Origin of the sequence: Rhizobium sp. ZPR4 (genome assembly GCF_040215725.1) — a bacterium.
GTDB lineage: Bacteria > Pseudomonadota > Alphaproteobacteria > Rhizobiales > Rhizobiaceae > Rhizobium > Rhizobium rhizogenes_D.
Genome location: NZ_CP157969.1, coordinates 251,144 through 273,030 on the forward strand (window position 1 = coordinate 251,144; position 21,887 = coordinate 273,030).

The 21,887-nt window shown below is 56.1% G+C and carries 17 protein-coding genes and 1 pseudogene; 14 read left to right on the top strand and 4 right to left on the bottom strand.

Annotated features, from left to right (window positions below):
* Positions 1–31: 31 nt before the first annotated feature.
* On the top strand, positions 32–610 hold the full coding sequence (locus ABOK31_RS29030; protein ID WP_350019311.1) for a TetR/AcrR family transcriptional regulator: 579 nt from the start codon (positions 32–34) through the stop codon (positions 608–610).
* Between the two features lie 73 nt (positions 611–683).
* Here ABOK31_RS29030 and ABOK31_RS29035 read toward each other — a convergent pair whose 3' ends face one another.
* The gene (locus ABOK31_RS29035) at positions 684–1,937 is read right to left on the bottom strand and encodes a Zn-dependent hydrolase (protein ID WP_174172560.1); all 1,254 of its coding nucleotides are present in this window, start codon (positions 1,935–1,937) and stop codon (positions 684–686) included.
* Positions 1,938–2,088: 151 nt separating this feature from the next.
* Positions 2,089–2,577: an Lrp/AsnC family transcriptional regulator gene (locus ABOK31_RS29040; RefSeq protein ID WP_075854587.1), complete on the bottom strand. Its 489-nt coding sequence runs from the start codon at positions 2,575–2,577 to the stop codon at positions 2,089–2,091.
* 113 nt (positions 2,578–2,690) lie between these two features.
* On the opposite strand from ABOK31_RS29040, the gene ABOK31_RS29045 reads away from it, so the two are divergent.
* The 9 genes from ABOK31_RS29045 to ABOK31_RS29085 all read left to right on the top strand — a co-directional run bounded on the left by ABOK31_RS29045 (position 2,691) and on the right by ABOK31_RS29085 (position 11,487).
* Positions 2,691–3,911: a diaminopropionate ammonia-lyase gene (locus ABOK31_RS29045; protein WP_349962338.1), complete on the top strand. Its 1,221-nt coding sequence runs from the start codon at positions 2,691–2,693 to the stop codon at positions 3,909–3,911.
* Positions 3,908–5,095, top strand: a complete 1,188-nt coding sequence (locus ABOK31_RS29050; RefSeq protein WP_349962339.1) for a M20 aminoacylase family protein — start codon at positions 3,908–3,910, stop codon at positions 5,093–5,095. Before ABOK31_RS29045 ends, ABOK31_RS29050 begins: the two co-directional genes overlap by 4 nt.
* A 74-nt stretch (positions 5,096–5,169) precedes the next feature.
* Positions 5,170–6,270 carry a branched-chain amino acid ABC transporter substrate-binding protein gene (locus ABOK31_RS29055; protein WP_349962804.1) on the top strand — a complete coding sequence of 367 codons (1,101 nt, stop codon included), beginning with the start codon at positions 5,170–5,172 and terminating at the stop codon, positions 6,268–6,270.
* Between the two features lie 146 nt (positions 6,271–6,416).
* Positions 6,417–7,319, top strand: a complete 903-nt coding sequence (locus tag ABOK31_RS29060; protein ID WP_349962341.1) for a branched-chain amino acid ABC transporter permease LivH — start codon at positions 6,417–6,419, stop codon at positions 7,317–7,319.
* Positions 7,320–7,323: 4 nt separating this feature from the next.
* On the top strand, positions 7,324–8,715 hold the full coding sequence (livM, locus tag ABOK31_RS29065; RefSeq protein ID WP_349962343.1) for a high-affinity branched-chain amino acid ABC transporter permease LivM: 1,392 nt from the start codon (positions 7,324–7,326) through the stop codon (positions 8,713–8,715).
* The gene (locus ABOK31_RS29070; RefSeq protein ID WP_349962345.1) at positions 8,715–9,560 is read left to right on the top strand and encodes an ABC transporter ATP-binding protein; all 846 of its coding nucleotides are present in this window, start codon (positions 8,715–8,717) and stop codon (positions 9,558–9,560) included. The genes livM and ABOK31_RS29070 overlap by 1 nt, the downstream gene beginning before the upstream one ends.
* Positions 9,560–10,288 (top strand): ABC transporter ATP-binding protein, encoded by a 729-nt coding sequence (locus ABOK31_RS29075; RefSeq protein WP_349962346.1) that lies wholly within the window; start codon positions 9,560–9,562, stop codon positions 10,286–10,288. The genes ABOK31_RS29070 and ABOK31_RS29075 overlap by 1 nt, the downstream gene beginning before the upstream one ends.
* Before the next feature lie 21 nt (positions 10,289–10,309).
* Positions 10,310–10,663, top strand: a complete 354-nt coding sequence (locus tag ABOK31_RS29080) for a DUF6867 family protein (RefSeq protein WP_349962348.1) — start codon at positions 10,310–10,312, stop codon at positions 10,661–10,663.
* Between the two features lie 65 nt (positions 10,664–10,728).
* Entirely contained in the window at positions 10,729–11,487 is a 759-nt protein-coding gene (locus tag ABOK31_RS29085; protein ID WP_349962349.1) for a sulfite exporter TauE/SafE family protein, read from the top strand.
* Between the two features lie 78 nt (positions 11,488–11,565).
* Here the strand turns inward: ABOK31_RS29085 and ABOK31_RS29090 are convergent, their stop codons facing one another.
* A complete protein-coding gene (locus tag ABOK31_RS29090; protein ID WP_349962351.1) occupies positions 11,566–12,495 on the bottom strand; it encodes an AEC family transporter in 930 nt (309 codons plus the stop codon).
* A 318-nt stretch (positions 12,496–12,813) separates the two neighbouring features.
* Between ABOK31_RS29090 and ABOK31_RS29095 the strand changes: the two genes are divergently transcribed.
* From ABOK31_RS29095 to ABOK31_RS29105, 3 genes are all read left to right on the top strand, one after another.
* The gene (locus ABOK31_RS29095; protein ID WP_349962353.1) at positions 12,814–13,737 is read left to right on the top strand and encodes a LysR family transcriptional regulator; all 924 of its coding nucleotides are present in this window, start codon (positions 12,814–12,816) and stop codon (positions 13,735–13,737) included.
* Positions 13,738–14,101: 364 nt separating this feature from the next.
* Entirely contained in the window at positions 14,102–15,994 is a 1,893-nt protein-coding gene (locus ABOK31_RS29100) for a HAMP domain-containing methyl-accepting chemotaxis protein (protein WP_349962355.1), read from the top strand.
* 818 nt (positions 15,995–16,812) lie between these two features.
* Complete coding sequence (locus tag ABOK31_RS29105) at positions 16,813–18,546, top strand: hypothetical protein (protein ID WP_349962356.1); 1,734 nt, start codon at positions 16,813–16,815, stop codon at positions 18,544–18,546.
* A 29-nt stretch (positions 18,547–18,575) separates the two neighbouring features.
* On the opposite strand, the gene ABOK31_RS29110 is transcribed toward ABOK31_RS29105, so the two are convergent.
* Complete coding sequence (locus ABOK31_RS29110) at positions 18,576–19,472, bottom strand: hypothetical protein (RefSeq protein WP_349962358.1); 897 nt, start codon at positions 19,470–19,472, stop codon at positions 18,576–18,578.
* Between the two features lie 640 nt (positions 19,473–20,112).
* On the opposite strand from ABOK31_RS29110, the pseudogene ABOK31_RS29115 reads away from it, so the two are divergent.
* Positions 20,113–21,667: pseudogene (locus tag ABOK31_RS29115) on the top strand (ISL3 family transposase).
* The last annotated feature ends 220 nt before the right edge of the window (positions 21,668–21,887 follow it).

The following is a 21,887-nucleotide window of genomic DNA, read 5'->3' on the forward strand; positions in this document are numbered from 1 at the left end:
ATCCCCACGTCAGGACCGGTCCATCGCGACCGTGGAAGCTATTTTCGAGGCAACCCTTCAGGTTTTGTCGAGTGATGGTTTAATCCGTTTCAACACCACGCGTGTGGCACGTCGTGCGGGCGTTTCGGTTGGAACGCTCTATCAGTATTTCCCGAATAAGCAGGCTTTGCTCTTTGCGGTGCTGGAGCGACATCTCGTCATGCTTGCTGAGGCGATCGAAAAAGCGTGTGACGAAAATCGCCATGCTGCCGTGGAGATGTTGGCGGAAGCCGTGGTGAAAGCTTACCTCCGGGTACAAATGGCTCAAGCAGAACTGTCCCCTGCCCTCTACCGAATCTCTTTGGAACTCGACGCCCGCGAGCTAACCGAATTGGCCACTCGGCGAAGCGCCAAGGCAATCGCGACATCTCTATCCACTGCTGGCGATGGCGATTTCTCTGATCCAAGATTGGTCGCTGAGACCCTGACAGCAGCCCTTTATGGAACCGTTCCCGCCTTCTGCCATAGGGTCTTGAGCGAAGCCAACGGCGTGGAGGCCCAAAAACAGCTTACAATGATGTTCCAATCCTATATTCGCGCGCAAAAGGCACACGTTAGCCAGCCCGAGTAGTCAGCTCATTTGTGGACTGCGGCGATAGTCGACGTGAAGCCATCTGATATCCGCGTCCATCTCGCCACCCGGATCAAACTTCTGCAGTCCTACTCGCTTTGGCCAGAGACGCTACGACATCGAGCAGCATATTCGCTCCCGCGACAAGGTCTGGATCGTGCGTCTTTTCCTTCGGATTGTGGCTGATTCCTCCAATGCTGGGTACGAATATCATGGCGGAGGGCGCCATACGCGCGATCATCTGCGCATCGTGACCCGCGCCGGACGTCATGCGTCTACAGGTGTGACCTCGGCGGCTTGCGGCAGCTTCAACCAATTCTACAATCTGCCGGTCAAACTTGACGGGCTCAAATCGGGCAAGGCGTTCGACCTCGATGAAAACGTCCTCGTCTCTGGCAATTTGTGCCAGGAACGCCTCTAGCGCCGATTCTTCTTCCCTGAGGCGATCTTCGTCAGGATCGCGGAGATCAACGGTGAAGACCGCGCGAGACGGAATGACGTTGATCGCATTCGGTTCGAAAGTCATGCACCCGACCGTCGCGACGGTGGGGGTGTTCGAGCTCCGGGCACGATCCCTCAGAAACGTGATCACGCGAGCTGCCGCATGACCAGCATCGCGCCGCATGGAGATGGGAGTCGTTCCCGCATGATTCGCATCACCATTGACCGTCACACGTTGCCAGGAGATTCCTTGCAGGTTTTCGACGGCGCCGATCTGTATTCCTTCACGCTCGAGTACCGGACCTTGCTCGATATGAAGCTCAATATAAGCATAGGGTTGGATGAAGCCTGGTTCCATGTCTCCATCGTAGCCGATACGGCGAAGCTCGTTCCCCAAGATGACGCCGTCGATACCCTTGGTGGCAAGAGCAACATCCACGTCAAGACCTCCCGCATAGACGAGCGAGCCCATCATATCCGGTGCAAATCGTACACCTTCCTCATTGGTGAATGCTGCGACGACAATGGCGCGATCCGGCCGAAACCCGCTCTCTTTCAGCGTCGCGATGATTTCGAGACCGGCAAGCACGCCATAGCATCCGTCGTAGATGCCCGCGTCAATGACGGTGTCGATATGAGACCCGAGCATGAGCGGTGCGTTATCGGCAACACCTTCCGGCCGCCAGATGCCGAAGATATTGCCAATGCGGTCGACGGCCACTTCGATCCCGGTTTCCCTGAGCCATGCAACGAACTGATCGCGACCTAGCTTTTCGGTGTCCGATGCCGCCAGACGGACAAGCCTGCCATCGGCGCCGCGTCCGATCTCGCCGAGTCTCTGAAGTCGGCCGAGAAGGCGCTTATCATTGACGGAAAGACTGTTCATCGGGGTATGCTCCTTGTGGCTGAAATTGCATCTCCATGTTGGCGCCATAATAATTTGGAGCGATGTAAATTTGCGCTGATTTATCAAGGTCGGTTTGCAACTTTGTATCGCCAGACCTCCAATCGTGAACTTTTGATGCGTCGGATCGCCGTCAACCCAATGGGATTGACAACCCCACTTTGACGCGATCCATCGCCACGAATGTCCGGAAATGCTTCACGTTGTTGTTCTGGAAGAAAAGGCGCCGGGTCAAAGCTTCGTAGTCGCTCATCGATCTGACCGAGATCACCAGCATGAAGTCCGCCTCTCCCGTGACATAGTAGCATTGCTGCACTTCAGGCGCCGCCACGAACGAGCGCTTCGCCATTTCGTAAAGGTCGGTCCTCTCGCTCTCCATCGCGACCTGCGCGAAGAGGATGATCGGCTGCCCTACCTTCGCCGGATCGACGATGGACACGTTCGCCTGGATGACGCCCGTATCCTCGAGCCGTTTGATCCTGCGCTGCACCGCGGGGGCGGAAAGATTTACCAGTTCCGCAATCTTGCGTTGGGACATTTTATTGTCGCGCTGGAGAAGATTGAGGATCGCCTTATCCGTTCGATCAAGCGTGATTTCATCGTCTGTGGAATTTTCACTCATTTCGACCCCGTTTAAGTAGGCATTTCATCAGAAACAGGTGCAAGTTTAAGCGCAAATTCGATCTTGAATGCAATATATATTCATTGACATTTTCATGACGAGTGGACTGAGAGATGTTTCTGCAGAACGAAAACGCAGACTACCGGACGAAGCTGGATCCGATCGACGCGGAAACCTTGAGCCTTGATGCTGCTTTGGAGGTCGAACGCTTCCTCAACCATCGGGAAGGACACAAGGAGACGCCGCTGGTGGCGCTCCCCGGGCTGGCGGGAGAGCTTGGTGTCGCCTCGATCCACATCAAGGACGAAGGGCACCGCCTGGGGCTCGGGAGCTTCAAGGCACTCGGCGGCTCCTATGCGGTCATCCGTCTTGTCCTCGAAGAGGCTGCGCGCGAATTCGTCAGGGACGTGGATATTTCGGAGCTGCATACTCCTGAAGTCAAAGCGGTCGCGCGCAAGTTTACGGTAGCCTGCGCAACAGACGGCAATCATGGAAGATCCGTGGCTCAGGGTGCCCAGCTTGTCGGTGCAAACTGCGCAATCTTTGTCCATTCCGGTGTCAGCGCCGAACGCATAGCAGCCATCGCTCGCTTCGGAGCAAAAATCATCCGCGTCGATGGAAATTACGACGACTCCGTCGCCGAGGCGTCTCGCGTCGCGGCTGCAGAAGGATGGCAGACAGTCTCCGATACCTCCTGGCCCGGTTACGAGAGAATTCCCGGTTTCGTCATGCAGGGTTACACGGCCCTTCTAAGGGAGGTCGTCCGGCAGATACCGAGGCCACCGACGCACGTCTTCGTCCAATCGGGCGTGGGTGGAATCGCCGCAGCCGTTGCCGGTTACTTCACGCTGCTTTACGGCGACGACCGCCCCATCTTCACGGTTGTCGATCCTTCCCGCGCGGCATGCCTATTCGAGAGCGCCCGGGCAGGAAGGGCCACCAAGGTCAAGCATGGCGAGCCGACGGTCATGGCAATGCTTGAGTGCTATGAGCCTTCGCTTGTCGCTTGGAGGATCCTTTCTCGCAGCGCTGACGCCTTCATGACCGTCGATGAAGACGAGGCTATCGGCGCGATGCGCCAGCTCGCCGATCCGGAAGCTGGAGATCCGGCGATCGTCTCTGGCGAAAGCGGCGGTGTCGGTCTTGCCGCCCTCGTCAAGGTATCGGCAGATCAGGATCTGCGCTCCAAGCTCAAGCTCGGCAAGGACAGCCGCGTGCTGCTGATCAATACCGAGGGTGCGACCGATCCCGCACTCTACCAAAAGCTTGTTGGGGCATCACCGGAAAATGTGGCCGCCCGGTCTAATACTCAGATGGCAGGAACTCAAGAATGACTGATCTGCAGAAGCTCCACGAAGAGATGACCGGATGGAGGCATGACATCCATCAACACCCGGAGTTCGGGTTCGAAGAGAAACGCACCTCCGCATTCGTCGCATCGAAGCTTCGTGAATTCGGAATCGACGTTGCGGAGGGTCTCGGAGGAACGGGCGTTGTTGGAACATTGACGCGTGGGACCAGCAATCGATCAATCGCACTCCGTGCAGATATGGACGCTCTGCGCATAACCGAGCAAAGCGATTTGCCCTACAAATCTGCCAATCCGGGCGTGATGCACGCCTGTGGCCATGATGGTCATACGACCATGCTGTTGGGTGCTGCCAAGTATCTGGCCTCGGAAGGCGGATTCGACGGCACGGTTCGCTTTATCTTCCAGCCCGCCGAAGAATGGGGCCGAGGTGCGCTCTCAATGCTCGAAGATGGGTTGATGGACCGCTTTCCATTTGAGGAAATCTACGGGATCCACAACATGCCAGGCGTTCCGGTCGGCGTGCTGCAGACCAAACCGGGCGCAATGATGTCGGCCGAAGACAACTTCGAGATCGTTCTTCACGGTGTCGGGGGCCATGCCGCCCGTCCCCATTGGGGCAATGAGGTGCTGGTTGCCGCGTGCGCGATCGTTACGAACCTTCAGACGATCGTTTCCCGAAGGATCAGCCCAACGGATATCGCCGTGGTCTCGGTGACAGAGCTCCTCACGGACGGCACGCGAAACGCACTGCCGGGCATGGCGCGGATTCTCGGGGATGCCCGAAGCTTCAAGCCCGAAGTCAGCCAGTCAATCGAAAAGCAGATGCGCATCATCGCGGAAGCCACTGCGGCGGCCTACAACGTGACTGCGGACATTAAATACACGCGTGAATTCGTTCCGCTCATCAACGATGCAGAACTGGTGCAGGAGGTGTTTGCTGCTGCGAGAACCATCCTTCCCGCGGATAATGTCATTGAGATCGCAGAGCCAGTCACCTCCTCTGAGGATTTTGCGCATTTTCTGAGCCACGTACCCGGTTGCTTCATGAATCTTGGCAACGGTGAAGCGTCCGCTCCCCTTCACAATCCCAGCTTCGACTTCAATGACGCAGGGCTCATCCATGGCGTCAGAACCCATGTCGCGATCGTGCGACGTCGTCTTCCCGAGGTCCCTACATCGGAGGACGCAGATCTCCTGCTCTCGTGAATAGCAACCGGGGAGCGGAGCGAAATGCTCTGACCTAACTCAATGTCTAAACATTCAAAAAAAGGGGAATGACGATGAAGAAGCTACTTTTGGCTGCGACGATGCTTGTTGCGATCAGCACACCGGCTTTCGCTGACATGACGATCGGTTGGGGTGGACCGATCACGGGCGGCAGTGCCGCGGTAGGCGAACAAAACCTCAATGGCGTGAAGCAGGCAATCGAGGACATCAATGCGTCGGGCGGCATCCTCGGCGAGAAACTTGTCCTTCAAGTCGAAGATGACGCGGGCGATCCAAAGCAGGCTGTCTCCGTTGCTAATCGTCTTGCCGCAGCCGGGGCTCAGTTCGTAATCGGCCATCAGAATTCCGGGGCATCCATCCCGGCATCCGATATCTATGCCGAAAATGGCATGCTGCAGGTAACTCCTGCTTCCACGAATCCAAACTTCACAGAGCGAGGTCTCTGGAACACGTTCCGCACCTGCGGCCGGGACGATCAGCAGGGTACGGTCGCCGGAAACTATCTGACCAAACACTTTGCCGGGAAGAATGTCTTCCTCGTCCACGACAAGACCCCTTACGGACAGGGTCTCGTCGAAGAGGTTAAGAAGACGATCAACGCGGGCGGCCTGACCGAAGTTGGCTTTGAAGGAATCAACGTCGGCGAAAAGGACTTTTCAGCCCTGATCGCAAAAATAAAAGAAACCAAAGCCGACGTGGTCTATTTCGGCGGGGTCTACACCGAAGGCGGACTCATTCTGCGCCAGTTGCACGATCAGGGCATCAAAATTGCGATGGTCGGCGGCGACGCGATGTTTTCTACGGAATTTGCGGCAATCACTGGCGCTGCTGGCGAAGGGACCCTGATTACCTTCGGTCCGGACGCCAGCAAAAACCCGGCCGCGGCCGACGCTCTTAAGAAGTTTGCCGAGAAGAAAATCAATCCCGAAGGCTTTACGCTGTACGGATATGCAGCCGTGCAAGTCATCAAGGCCGGTATAGAGGCTGCCGGCAAGGCCGATCCCCAGGCTGTCGCCGACAAACTTCATAGCGGCATGTCCATCAACACCGTTATCGGCCCGCTTGCCTATACTCCAAAGGGCGACATCACTCGCCTTGACTTCGTCCTCTACGAACTCAAGAACGGCAAGTTCGTGGAACAGGCGACGAAATAGCGCTTCGCTCCGGCTCATCGGCTGTCTCCGGCGCGCATGTCAATAGCCATGCGCGCCGGAAAGCCGCTCTATCATCACTGACATCGATAAAAACTCGAACCCTATTCAGGGCAGTGGCAGTGCGTGCTTTTTTCCGGGAGGACACCTTGGAATACTTCATTCAGCAGCTCTTCAACGGACTGACCCTCGGGTCGATCTATGGTCTCATCGCCATCGGATATACGATGGTCTATGGCATCATCGGTATGATCAACTTCGCTCACGGCGACATCTTCATGCTCGGCGGCTTTGCTGCGATGATCGTCTTCCTCGTACTCACTTCCGTTTTCGCGGGCCTGCCGGTGGCAGTAGTGCTGCTGGCGATGCTCGTGGTCGCAATGCTCACAACCAGCCTCTGGAACTGGACGATCGAGCGCGTTGCCTATCGGCCGCTTCGAGGATCGTTTCGGCTGGCTCCGTTGATCACCGCGATCGGCATGTCGATCGTCGTCTCAAACTTCATCCAGGTCGTGCAGGGGCCGCGCAACAAGCCGATCCCGCAGCTTATTGGCGATGTCTACCGTATCGGCGCGATCACCGTATCACTGAAGCAGATCATTATCATCGCCCTGACCTCGCTGCTTCTCGTCGTCTTCTGGTACATCGTCAACAAGACCGCGCTCGGTCGTGCTCAACGCGCCACCGAACAGGATCGCAAGATGGCGGCACTTCTCGGAATCGACGTTGACCGCACGATCTCCGTCACCTTCATCATGGGTGCAGCACTCGCCGCGGTCGGCGGCACGATGTTTCTGGTTTACTATGGTGTGGCCAATTTCACCGACGGCTTTGTTCCAGGCGTGAAAGCATTCACCGCCGCCGTCCTTGGCGGCATCGGCTCGCTACCGGGCGCGGTCCTCGGTGGCCTCCTGATCGGCCTCATTGAGTCTCTTTGGTCGGCATACTTCACCATCGACTACAAGGATGTCGCGACATTCGCAATCCTGGCTTTCGTCCTGATCTTCAAGCCGACCGGCATCTTGGGGCGGCCGGAAGTCGAGAAGGTATAACGTCATGCAACACACATTGCGCTCCACCACCAGGCACAGCGGCGGGCACGTATTAAAAGGCATCCGTGAGGGTGTCTTCGCTGGCCTCATCTCACTCGGGCTCTTTGTCCTCTACATTGGCCTCGGCACCCAACAGAACATGAGCAACCAGTTGATCCTCGTCCAACGTTGGGGTCTTCTTGGTATATTCGTCGCGATCGCTGCAGTCGGCCGCTTCACCATGGTTGCCATCATTCAGCCCAACATCGACAAGCGGAAGTTGGCCAAGGCGAAACGCGGCGAGCAGGAACCCTCGACGGAACAAAGCTTCTTCCGACAGCATTTCCTGAAGATCGCACTCATTGCACTCCTGCTCTACCCGATGGCTATCTACGCACTTGTCGGCGCCCAGGGCTCGTTGAAATGGGTCGACAACTTCGGGATACAGATCCTCATCTACGTCATGCTAGCCTGGGGCCTGAACATCGTCGTCGGCCTCGCTGGTTTGCTCGACCTCGGCTATGTCGCATTCTACGCCGTCGGCGCATATTCCTACGCCCTTCTTTCCAGCTACTTCGGCCTATCTTTCTGGCTGCTGCTGCCGCTCTCCGGAATCTTTGCTGCCCTCTGGGGCATGGTTCTTGGCTTTCCGGTGCTACGTCTGCGTGGCGATTATCTGGCGATCGTGACCCTTGCCTTCGGAGAGATCATCCGACTCGTCCTCATCAACTGGACGGAGGTCACCAAGGGAACCTTCGGCGTCTCAGGCATTCCGAAGGCAACACTTTTTGGCATTCCTTTTGACGCTTCTGCGGGTGGATTTGCCAAGCTCCTCGGTCTGCCCATTTCCGCCGCCTACTACAAGATTTTTCTCTTCTATTTGATCCTGGCGCTTTGCCTTCTCACGGCTTACGTCACCATCCGGCTTCGTCGGATGCCGATAGGCCGCGCCTGGGAAGCTCTGCGTGAGGATGAGATCGCCTGTCGCTCACTAGGCATCAACACGGTCACGACCAAGCTCACGGCTTTCGCAACCGGTGCGATGTTTGGTGGCTTTGCGGGGGCTTTCTTTGCAGCCCGCCAAGGCTTTGTCTCCCCCGAGTCCTTCGTATTCATGGAATCGGCGGTGATCCTGGCAATTGTCGTTCTCGGTGGCATGGGGTCGCTGACGGGCATCGCTATCGCCGCGATCGTGATGATCGGCGGTACGGAACTGCTCCGGGAAATGGCATTCCTGAAGGCCGTCTTCGGTCAGGACTTCACACCTGAACTCTATCGCATGCTGCTCTTCGGTCTAGCCATGGTCATCGTCATGCTGTTCAAGCCTCGAGGGTTTGTCGGCTCGCGGGAACCGACCGCCTTCCTGAAGGAACGCAAGGCCGTGTCCGGAAGCTTCACAAAGGAAGGACACGGCTGATGTCCAACGATACCCTGCTCAAGGTCGAGCACCTGTCGATGAAGTTTGGGGGACTGATGGCCATCGGCGACCTGTCCTTCGAGGCCCGCCGTGGCGAAATCACCGCGCTGATCGGCCCAAATGGTGCCGGCAAGACCACCGTTTTCAACTGTATCACCGGATTCTATAAGCCGACGATGGGTATGATCACCCTCACCCGGAAGACCGGCAAGCAGCATCTGCTGGAGCGGCTACCGGACTTTCGCATTACTCGTGAAGCCAAGGTCGCCCGTACTTTCCAGAATATTCGTCTATTCTCAGGCCTCACGGTTTTGGAAAATCTCTTGGTCGCTCAGCACAATGAACTGATGCGCGCCTCGGGATACACGATCCTTGGCCTGCTTGGGATTGGATCCTACAACCGCGCGTCCGCTGGCGCCATCGAGCGCGCCAAGCATTGGCTGGAAAGGGCCGATCTCATCGATCGTGCCGACGATCCGGCGGGTGATCTATCGTACGGCGCTCAGCGTCGCCTGGAAATTGCCCGTGCTATGTGCACGGCCCCCGAACTACTCTGCCTCGACGAGCCGGCCGCAGGCCTGAATCCTCGCGAATCCCTCGCTCTCAATGAGCTGCTGCGGGGGATTCGTGCTGATACAGGCACATCAATTCTACTCATCGAGCATGACATGTCGGTTGTCATGGAAATTTCCGACCACGTCATCGTTCTCGAATACGGTCAGAAGATCTCCGACGGCACGCCTGAGCATGTGAAAAACGACCCGAAGGTCATCGCGGCCTATCTGGGGGTCGAGGACGAAGAAGTCGAAGCGGTTATCGCGACTGTGGAAGGGAGTGTGCTTTGATGGCCGGGAAACAGCTTCTCAAGATTCAGGGGGTCGAAGCATATTATGGCAACATCCGCGCCCTCGCAGGGGTCGATGTCGAGGTCCGTGAAGGTGAAATCGTCAGCCTGATCGGCGCAAACGGCGCAGGCAAGTCGACACTGATGATGACGATCTGTGGCAGTCCACATGCGCGCAGCGGGTCCATCGTTTTCAATGGCACAGACATCACGCAGATGCCGACGCATGAGATCGCCCGTCTCCGGATCGCCCAGTCGCCGGAAGGTCGTCGCATTTTCCCACGGATGACTGTGATCGAGAACCTCCAGATGGGAGCCGGGCTCGACAATCTCAAATTCTTCAAGGAAGACGTCGAAAAGGTGTTTGCGATATTCCCGCGCCTGAAGGAGCGTCAGCACCAGCGGGCGGGAACCATGTCAGGTGGCGAGTTGCAGATGCTTTCGATCGGCCGCGCGTTGATGGCGCGCCCGAAGCTCCTGCTTCTCGACGAACCGTCGCTCGGTCTCGCGCCACTTATCGTCAAGGGCATTTTCGCGCAAATCAAGAAGCTCAACGAACAGGAGGGCCTAACGGTCTTCCTAGTCGAGCAGAATGCGTTTGCCGCCCTGAAGCTCTCACATCGCGCCTACGTCATGGTGAATGGCAAGGTCACGATGAGCGGTTCGGGCAAAGATCTTCTCGCCGATCCGGAAGTTCGCGCAGCCTACCTTGAAGGCGGACGGCACTAGGAAAAAGACAAGGATACGGACATGCAAGGACTATTCTTCGAGCCGGACGCCGGCGTCCATCTAATCATCCGCGGCTTTGTCGCTCTCCTCGGCTTGTGGACGGCCTGGCGCGCTGGCAAGGCGGTGGCGGACGCTTGGAGCAGCTATCCTCTTGTACTCTGCCACACCTTTCTCATCGCCTGGGTAATGCAGTTCCTCCATCACGCGCTGTTCAACGGCCCGATGTTCAGCGTATCTTTTTACCTCGTTGATTTAGCACTGCTGCTCGTTTTCTCGACCGCTGGATTCCGATTCCGTCGCACCAGCCAGATAGTCAACAATTACTATTGGCTGTACGAGAAGACATCTGCCTTTTCATGGCGCGCCAAAGTTTAAGTGTCTTCAAATGGAGGTAGCGACATAAAGTTGCTGCTTCCACGCATTCTAAGAGAGGCTCGTCAATGGCATTCGATCAAGTCCTTCTTGCAGTCGTTGCATTCGGTGCAGGAGTCCTCAACTCAATCGCCGGAGGTGGGACATTCCTAACCTTCCCGGCTTTGGTCTATACGGGCATGCCTGTCGTCGCTGCCAACGCCACGAGTGCTGTCGCGGTGTTCCCAGGGTATCTGGGCGCGATTGGCGGCTTTCGCAATGAGATTAGGCAATTCGAACGGAACAGGTTGATCAAAATCACCTTGCTGACCATAGTGGGAGGACTTGCTGGATCTCTGCTGCTCTTGGTGTCCTCAAATCGAGCTTTCTCCGTTGTAGTTCCTTTTCTCCTGGCCCTGGCGACACTCGCTTTCGCCTTCGGCGGCCATATCAGACGATGGTTGGCAGATCACAGCGAGAGTCATTCCAACAGCCCGCTGAGTATAGTGTTCGTCGCGGTCTATGGCGGCTATTTCAATGGTGGACTTGGAATCGTGCTGCTGGCGTTGTTCTCGCTCTGGGGGATGCGTGATCTGAACCTTATGAATGGGCTGAAAAACCTTGTCTCCCTCATCATATCGGCAATTTCAGTGGTGACGTTCGCCGCGGCGGGGATCGTCGCCTGGCAACCGGCTATTCTGATGGCAATCGCCGCAGCGATTGGCGGCTACATGGGCGCCCCGCTCGCAAGGATTTTACCGGTTGCCGTTGTCCGGACGATCGTTATCTTGGTTGGATCCGTTCTCAGTGTTGTTTTCTTCCACCGAGCGTTCTTCGTAACCGGATAGATGAAACGCATATCCAACGAGCCGCCACATGGGTTCCTTTCTTTCAGGCATATACCTCATGTCCGATCCATTAGGCACTCAGATGACAACAAACCTTTCCACAACAGCCAAAATGAGCGGCATGGTAGCCAAGGCAAGCACAGTCTGCGCGGCAATTATCCCTGCCATCAAAGGAGCGTCGCCGCCTAGCTGTCGCGCCATGACATATGCTGACGATGCTGTAGGGAGAATTTGAAACAGAAGAGCCATCGTCAGCGCTGGCCCTTCAAGACCGATCGCCATTCCAACGAAAGCAGTGGCAGCGGGCATCGCCAGAAACTTCATGATAGATGACGAGGCAACAGGTCCAATCCACTGTCGCATCCTGCCGAAGTTCAATGCTGCTCCTACACAAAGAAGTCCGATAGGGAGCGATGCCGACCCCAGACTTCGAATAGCCGGTTCGATTCCGACAGGAATTGCGAGCCCGAACGACTGGAACGCTATACCCCCGAATGAGGCGACAACGAGCGGGTTCCCCAAAAGCTGTTTCAGAATTCCATAGCCGCTCAGTTTTGCTGATCCATGCCTGGAGAACACCAACACACAAAGGATATTCACAGTCGGGACGATGGCAGCATTGCAGATTGCTGCAAGCGCGATGCCTTTTGCTCCGAACAACCCACCTGCAAGCGTGATACCCACATAATTGTTGAAGCGAACACTGCCCTGGAAAACAGAAGTGAAAGCGGGACCGTCGATTTTCATAAGCGGACGCACAACCATGACTAGCCCGGCCACCACAATCGTCGAGACAATAAGCGTCAGCGCAAGCTCCCGGACGGGTAACGACTGCAGATTCGCTGTTGCCAGCCCGTCGAAGAACAGGCAGGGAAGCAGGAGGTAGTAGCTGAGGCGCTCGGCTTGCGGCCAGAAGCTATCGCCGAGAAACTGCCTGATACGGAGAATCATACCGAGTGATATCAGGATCACGATCGGTATCAGAGCTAGAAGCACTGCTCCGTTCATGGCGCTGTCACCGCAGCGGCGACGATGCGAAGGTGGCCCTTTGCAATTGCCATAATCGCAATCAGACGATGGAGTTGCCTTCGTGATCCAAGCATACTTCCCCGGCAACTCGATCCCACCACACGGCGTGCTCTAATAGAAATTCGCGAATCTTTGATCGCAGCAAAAGCTTGAGTTTGGGCGTTCATTGGATTTCCTGAAATGAAGGGTCCTAGAGCCGTTCTATCAACCCGCACTGGCGAGGAAAAATTCTTAATTCTCTAATGTTCAATGAGTTTTTTTAATATATCATGACACCTCGTTTAGGTTCGGTTCTCCATGTCAATTCGTTCACTCAGGACCCTGCAAGCTATTGCCCGCCACGGCTCCTTCGCACGTGCGGGTGAAGTCGTAGGATTGACGCAGTCAGCTGTCAGCTTGCAGGTGAAGGCGCTGGAAGAAGAGTTCGGCGCCCAGTTATTCGATCGCTCTCGTCGTTTACCCGTGCTGACCGATGCTGGAAGGATCGTCCTGTCGAGGTCGGAAGAAGTCATCGCGCTCTACGACAAAATTTTTGAGGCTCTCGGCGACGAGCAATCTCTTGCTGGGAAATTGAAACTCGGAGCGATCCAGACCGCTTTGTCCGAGGTTTTGCCAGATGCGCTCGCGATGTTAAAAAGGTCGCATCCACGCGTCCGAGTACATGTCGCTGCGGGAATGTCGTTGGAACTTGCCCGCCAAGTGGCGGGGGGTGAACTTGACGCAGCGGTTACGACCGAGCCGGTTCGTCCCGTTCCGGCAGAATTCGTGAGCTCACCACTTTACCAGGAAGGATTCTGGGTCGTTGCACCTGCGGGCCAGGATGGTGACACCGTCTACGAACTCCTAACTTCCATGCCGTTTATCCGTTTCGATAGTCGTGCTTGGGCTGGTCGGATAATCGACCGTGAGCTTCGGCGACAGCGAATTGAAGTTCACGAAGAGATGATCCTCGACAGCCGGGAGGCTATCCTCAAGATGGTCGAGAAAGGCTTGGGGGTTGCTGTCGTTCCTTTGTCAGAGGAAATGCATCGAGGGCTAACCCTGACCTGTCTGCCATTCGGCGAACCGCAACTCTTCAGGAAAATCGTCCTGCTCGAACGACCAGACCGGGGCGGAGGACGTATCGCCACGGCCCTCATTTCGGCAATCGTACACGCCAAACAGAAGCAAGCCAGTGAGCAACCCGCAGCAGATCTCTCGAACTGTTCAACAAGATTGTAAGTAGTACCGGACGGCCCGTCGATGGAGGTTGGGGCTCGATTTAGTCAGGCTTCCGGCGCTGAACACAAATATTGCAGAGGATTGTACCCATAACAGCCGAACATCAATAGATTGCTCTTGAAAGAGATCAAACCGGCGACCCCGGTGCGACAAAAGTCATCACTGGCCTTCAAGGGACGCGGGTCTATCCTTGAGCAACACGCGCGCGATAATGATAGCGCTGATGGCGACCGGCACGGATTCAAAGCCATATTGCGAAAATAATATCCACTTTCTGCACATTTAGGCGGTCGTATAAATATTTAAACTCCGCATTAATATGATTTTTCTCAAGTAAAAGTGATATTTTGCTAGAGGCAACACCATGAAAATTACCATTGCTAGAACGCTTATTATTTTCGGCGTCGTTGTTACCATGGGCCTCTTGGGAGCTGTTGGATTACAGCAACACGCGCTGAACCAGCTTAAGGTGAATGGGCCGATCTATGAGCAGATCGTCAATGGCAAGGATCTCGTTGCCGACATACTGCCGCCGCCGCTCTTCGTTGTGGAATCCTACATGTTGGCTCTGGAAGCCGGTGAGTTCCCCGATAGGGTGGAAGCAAATGCAGCCAAAATCGCCAAGCTTCGCGCCGATTACAATGAGAGGCGGGCCTATTGGCAGAAGTCCAGCCTGCCGCAGACGCTGAAAGATCAGCTTGCCAATGATGTACTCACCAAGTCAGATAATTTCTGGCAGGCGATGAATGACGGTGTTCTTCCCGCGCTGGCCGCCAAGGATACGTCGAGGATCAAACAACACATCGCTCGGCTGAAAGATGCATTTCATCTGCACCAGGATGCCGTCGAACAGCTGGTCGCCAGCTCCAATGAGTTTCTGTCTGAACAAGAGGATGGAGCCCGACAAGAGATCCAGCGTTGGACGGCGCTCTCGCTCTCTGCGGCGGCCGGTGCGATTTTCTTGCTTGTTGGCGGAACACTCCTGTTGCGTCACCGGGCAATCGCACCCCTGGAAACCATGCGCGCTTATATGAGCGTGCTGGCGGACGGGGACTATAGCAAGGACGTGCCGCATTCCAACCGCCCGGATGAAATCGGCGCGATGGCAAAGTCGGTTGCGGTATTCAAGACAAAAGCGGAAGAAAATCGCAGGCTCGAGGCCCAGGCAGAGGCCAATCGCCGGACTTCCGAACATGAACGCACGGAGCAGGAAAGTGTTCAGAGGCAGCAATCCACGGATATCAAGTTCGCCGTCGATGCCCTGGCGCATGGGCTGCATCAGCTTGCCAGCGGCAATCTTACCCATCGCATCGCGGACGCCTTCACCCCGCAGCTCGACACCGTGCGCCTGGATTTCAACGCCGCCCTGGAGCAGCTCCAGGATACTCTTCGGACGATCGGAAGAAATGCGCACGTGATCGCGGCAAGCTCCGATCAGGTAAAGGTGGCAACCGACGATCTCTACAAGCGAACCGAACGACAGGCAGCTTCGGTTGAAGAAACCGCAGCTGCGCTGGAGCAACTGACCACGACAGTCGCAAACTCAAGCCAACGCGCCGATGATGCCGGCCGCCTGGCCGCTACCGCTCATGAAAACGCGGAAAAATCCGGTCATATTGTCGGCCGTGCGATTGCCGCAATGGATGGTATCGAAGCGTCGTCGAACGAAGTTTTCAACATTATCGGAGTTATTGACGACATCGCTTTCCAGACGAACCTTCTGGCGTTGAATGCGGGAGTCGAAGCCGCGCGCGCCGGCGACGCCGGTAAGGGCTTTGCCGTCGTCGCACAGGAGGTCCGCGAGCTTGCGCAACGCTCGGCGCATGCCGCTAAGGAAATAAAGACCTTGATCAGCGCCTCCGGGGAGCAGGTCAAAAGAGGCGTGGCTCTTGTTGCCGAAACCGGCCAAGCGCTTGGTCAAATCGGGCAGCAAGTCGAAGAGGTCAACCTCAATGTCGCCGCAATCGTCGATGCGTCGCGAGAACAAGCAACGGGTCTCAAGGAAATCAATCTGGCGCTGAATACGATTGATCAGGGCACGCAGCAGAATGCTGCCATGGTTGAAGAATCCAATGCCGCAAGCCAACGCCTTGCAAAAGAAGCAGAAGCTCTTTTCGATCTGCTCGGCCGTTTTAAGACCGGCGAAACGTCACAATCGGCAAGTGTTGCTACCGGCTTCAGACGACAGGAACGCCAAGCGGCAGCGTCACCACTACCTGGCTTCGGCCGCACGGCGATTCGTGCCTATGGAAGCTAGATGACAGCCGATCGTGATCATCAGTTGCCTATAGCCTCCGGACAGAGCCAAGCTACGAAGCTCCTGATGACCTGCGCCTCAAGTTCTTCCTCCAGCGAGGCGGGTGATCCTTATCACAAACTCGTTAGCCCTATTAGATCTTTAGCAGCTCGCCCAACACACGATCCTTCCCTCTGCAGAGATTATGAATTTCTGACTGATCACGTTGATCCATAAAAGCCCCAAAAGACGCTTTGCTATTGAAAGAATCGAACCTACGCACCATCAAGCGTGAGAGCTAAACGATTGAAATACAAAAATTTCGGCAGAATCGCGCAAGGATGTCATTTCATCGTCTCCGCTGGTGTTGGTGCGCCCGTAGGTGCCTGCTGAAATGCCGTAAAAACCGACTTCGGACTTATCGAGATGATCGTGGGCGCTCCATGCGCTTAGAACATAATTAAGCACCTGACCACGGGACGGTTTATCAACCAACGCTTCATGCGGTCGCTGGTATCCTTGTGATTGTCTCTCAGATAGGTCAGCGAAACTGCAACAATTCTATGCCGAGCAAGCAATGTTGCTGTATCGGATCGGTCGCCGTACCAGCCTGCATCTCCGTGTAAACGCCACCAAGAAAACCGTTAAAACAAGCCTTAACAAGATGGTCATGCAAACATCTGCGGACGGGCTGCAGCAACATGGAGGGCCATGCGCAATGCTCCCGTTCGACGTTTGATGTTAAAAATACTGTCTAAGAGTCGAGATATCGCATTCAGTATTGCGCGTTGCAGTTGATGCGATAACATGCATCTGGCTATTTTTTGGGGTGAGTACCGGTGTTCCTGCGTCAATCCATTCTGGCCATCGTGGCATCCGCAACCTTGTTCGGCGCGGCGCATGCAGACATGACGATACAGCGCATACCAATAGAAAACGCTGCTCCCGTTCTTCTACTGAAGGGTGAATTCAGCCAATCCGACGATCCGCAGCAGCTCTCCCGGGAGGTCACAGCAAGCGGCGCCAAAGCCGTTACCTTTGACAGCAACGGCGGCAACATCCTTGCAGCCATGGCCTACGGCAGGATGATCCGGTCGCTCGGCCTGGCGACCTTTCAGCTGCGTGCCAGCCAATGCGCATCCGCCTGCACGCTGGCATTCGTCGGCGGGGTGATCCGCCAAGCAGAGCCGGGTGCCATCGGTGTTCATCAATCTTCGTTTGCGCCAGGGGCCGGGCTCGACGGTCCCACTGCCGTAGCTGCGATACAGACGATGACCGCGCAGATAATGTCGTATTTTACGGAGATGGGCGTCGATCCGAAGCTGCTTCAAGTCAGCCTCTCCGTACCCAGCGACGATATGCGATATCTTACCGCCAGCGAAATGCAGAACTATGGTGTGACCTTCGGCAACCTCAACGATATAGCCGGTCGGCTTGCCGTAGCAGGAGCGGCTGTGCCGGCAGTTTCCTCTTCCGCGACGCATGAACCTGCAGCACAGACAGACGAGCAGAAGGCCAGGGCCTTCATATCTGCCTACTATGACGCCTGGTCTCACGGAAACCCCGACGCGGTCGCATTCATGGAAAAGGCGTATGGCGATACCGTGGACTTCTACGGGAAAGCGACACCCAAAGCCGAGGTGGTGACTGCAAAGCGTGACTTTGCGACACGATGGCCCATCAGGGCCTACAGCGAAAGACCACAGTCTCTGAGGATCAACTGTTCGAATACTTGTAGTATCGAAGGAAATGTCGATTGGTACGCAAAGCGCGCCGGCGATCGCATATCATCGGGGACTGCGGAGTTCTTCTTCGTCTGGGACCAGAAGACGGGTACGATCGTATCGGAGAGCGGCAAGGTTAGCGAGACGGATAAGGGAGCCTCCGCGCCGGTCCGCCTCATATCGCAGTGGCAAGAGCAAAACGGAGCATGCCGCGGCGGTAGCGGAGATTCGGCTGACACTCTGCCAGCCTGTGACAGGCGCGAGCGCATCGCAGCGAAGCTTCAGACTGTTGGCTGGTGCCTCGGCCGCGAAGGCGAGTATGGTTATCAGATGGACTGGCATGCGTGTGATGTCCCATCATCTCAGCAAGTAGCTGCAGGCGCCAACGCATCAGCCGTATCAAGTACGATGCGCAAAAACCCTTCCGACTTTCCGATCTCAGGTCGATTTGCCGGGAAGACGAGCCTGCCGGATTTCAAGGGACGAGATCACCAGTTCAATTCCTTCAGAACTCGCATCCGCGACGGCATGCGCCAAGGTCCCAACTTTGCGGGACACTATACCCTTATTCAGATCGGCTGCGGAACGGGATGCTCCTTCGCGATCGTTGCCGACAACAAGACTGGCCGACCGGCGAGCTTTCCACGCGGCGGCGAAGCGAACATGTATCTTGCGTTGGATTATCGTCTCGAAAGCCGCCTGCTTGCGGCTCAATGGTTCAGCTACGATTCCGGTCGCTGCTTCCTTGAGTATTTCGATTTTGATCGAGACGAATGGAAGCCCCTGACGAAGGCCGACATCGGAAATAACGACACCTGTTACAAGACGATCGAAGAAAATCTTCGCTGACCCCGCGCGGTGCCGGAGAGGAAAAACGGTTATCTGAGGCTCGAGCCGTCTCCACCCGTGTCCCGAGCTCCACGCGGCTGGCTTGCACCGCCCGTCGATGTGGGATCTGCGGGACGGGCACTCTCGACATAGAGACCATACCGGGTGCCGTAGCCTGCAACGCTCAAGCGCATGCCGGGTGCAAGGCTCTGTCTAAAGCTATCCGGAAAACCGCACAGTTCTCTGAACATCAAGGGCAATCCCTCAAGCTTGATCGGTCGGCGGCAGCCTTTGCTCTCAAAGCCGTCGATTTGCACCACCGTATAAGGCAGCTCTACATGGGCGCCGGTGAACAGTGGGAAGATCATTGGAATGATCAGAATGGCGATATTCCTACCGGACACAAAGGCAAGCAATGCCGCGCCGCCAATGATAATCGGATAGTCGCCCCAAAGCTCTTGATATTTGCGCAGTACCAGAACATAGACCGCAGCCGATACCAGGCCGATAGCAAGGCTCGGTTTACTCATTAGTGCCGCCCACTCCGTCGACGGCAGGAATAGTGGAATGAATACGCCGACGACCATTGGCACCGCGACACCGACCAGTACCCAAAGCCAAAGCAATTTGCGCGCAATCCAAGGAAGCTGCCGTCGTGCCGAACGCTGCTCGTCACGTGTTCTCGCTGGCCTATTCGCCGCGATAATACGCCTGGCCTCTGCAGCGGTCATAGCATGCGGGTAACGCGGTGGCATCTCGATCTTCCCCGATGCAATCCAGCGCTTGATTTGGTTGATCTGCTTATCCGAAGCAGGTTCATGGGCCTTGATCCAGGCCGACAGCTCTTTGTCGTCGCCGAGCGCACCGTCCGGGATCGCCTGATTTATGCGCAATGCAATCCATTTAGCACGCTCGACTTTTGTCGAGGAAGGGCGACGCACCGTCATGTGTTTGCGCCGGCCTCATCAGGCATTTCAATATTGCACGTCTTCATGAGCGAATTGCGTCCTCCCGACCGAATCCCGTTACGATTGCGTGGTCAGTTTATGGTGAACGAGCGGCACCAGTACAATACCTTGATCTCCAAAACCGCTGTTGGCGTGCGAATTTGAGAGCGAGCGTTGGCGAGCCAGGTTTCTGAACAGGTCGGCCCCACACCTTCCGGCATGGCCATAGGCCGTCATCGAGGAGCTCCAGGGGCGTGTAACAACATCGTTGCGCCAATGGTTATGGCGGCCATGATAAGAAGAGTTGCGAAAGTCAGGCCGTTGATTACGGTGAAGGGATAGTGGCGCGATAACGATTGAAAGCATGGAGCCAGCTTTCTGCGCTCGATGAATGTTGCACTGCGATCAGTGATGCCAGGCTGCGCCACCGATTTGCCACTTACCGGAGCTTGCAAGTGTACCATCTTGGTTGGCGGACTTTCGCTTAAGGGTATAAGGAGCCGTCCATAATTGCCTGCTATGCGAGCTGAGTTGGTGCGAGGACTGATCGGAATTATCAATCAGCACTAAAGATTGGCTCTGACTCAGTTTTGCTGCTGTCGCGAACGAGGCTTTCTCTGATTCATCGGAGGATCAGCCAATGCAACATCGATTTTCGCATGCGAGCCTCGCACCGGCCGGCTTTGCAGTAGAAACTGTGAATGTTGCTTCGGAGTGCGTTCAAGTTCGGCTGCGATCACGCCATGCCTCAGCAGTTTGTCCCGACTGCGGGCGGTTAAGCCAGCGTATTCAAAGTCGATATGTACGCCGGCCCGCTGACCTACCGCTAAGCGGCCGGCGAGTAAAACTGATGATCGTAGCGCGCCGGTTTTGGTGCGATGCCGTTCTTGGCGGCCGACGCATTTTCTGCGAGCAGTTCGACAAAGGCGTGTTGGCTCGCTACGGCCGCCGCATTCAGTGGCTTGAGACGATCATCCATCATCTTGGTCTGGCGCTCGGCGGCAGACCTGCCGCAGCTTTCGCCGACCGTCTGATGATGCCGGTTAGCAACGACACACTGCTTCGGGTGGTTCGCCGCCGTATCGCTTGATCAGAGCGATGAGCTGACCGTCATCGGCATTGATGATTTCGCCTTCAGACGCGGCCAAACCTATGGAACAATCGTTTGCGACCTGGAGCGCCGTAGGCCAATCAGGCTGCTGCCGGATCGGGCGCTGGATACGTCACGGACATGGCTCGCCGGCCACAAGTCGATATCGATCGTCGCCCGTGATCGGGGTGGCGGCTATGGTGAGGCCATAGCGAAGGCTTTGCCCGATGCTGCACAGGTCGCCGATCGCTGGCACCTGATGGAGAATTCCAGTCGGGCCTTTCCCGCTGCGGTTGGCAAGTCGATGCGCCAGATCCGGCAAGCCGTTGGCAGTAATGTCGTTGATCCTAAGCTTCTGACCTACGCAGAGAGGCTGCAGTACGAAGGATATCTCCGCCGCCAGGAAACGAACGAGGCAATTCGGGAACTATCAAAGAACGGAACTTCAATTCGACAGATCGTTCGCCAAACTGGTCATAGCCGGAAGCTTGTCCGCGACGTCCTGAGAGGACAGCGCCTCGATGTCTTCCGTACACGGCTCAGTTCCCTGGATAGCTGGCTGCCCTGGCTCAATAGCCGCTGGGAAGACGGAGCAAGGAATGCCCTGGCACTCTGGCGGGAGATGAAAGCAAAAGGCTTTTCGGGGCAGAGCGGCGTGATCTCACAATGGGCTCAGCGTCGACGTCTTGCGCAGAGGGCCAACCAGAGCGGGCTTGCGCGAACGCCGTCGGCACGGGTCATCGCAAGGCTAATGACAACCGCGCGCAATGATCTCGCAAAGTCCGAAGCGATCCTGATAGCGGCGATCGAAGTAAACGTCCCAGAGCTTGTAATCGCCCGCACGGCCATTGGTGACTTCCAATCCATGATCCGGTCGAAGACCGCGTGAAAGCTCGATGAATGGCTTGAAGCTGCTAAGCACGACCCGGTCGGATCATTCGTCGGCGGCGTTGAAAAGGACCTGGATGCCGTAAGAAACGCAATCATCTCACCGTGGTCAAATGGGCAAACGGAAGGTCAGGTTACACGACTGAAACTCATCAAACGCCAGATGTACGGCAGAGCAAAGCTCGATCTCCTGCAAGCGCGGTCGATCGGCGCATAGGAGGAATTCTACGTCAGCAAAAGTGCGTCAGAGCCACGCTTTGACCCAGATTTGCATTTGAGGTTGATCCATTGAGTCAGGAGGAACCCGTTGATCAACCTGCTATATCTATATCGAAACAGGGGCGCGATGAAATGTAAAACCGAGTTAAATCGCGGCTCTGACTCACATTTGCTGCTGTTGAAGATGATGCTTCTAGATTTGATTACTTTTGAGGATG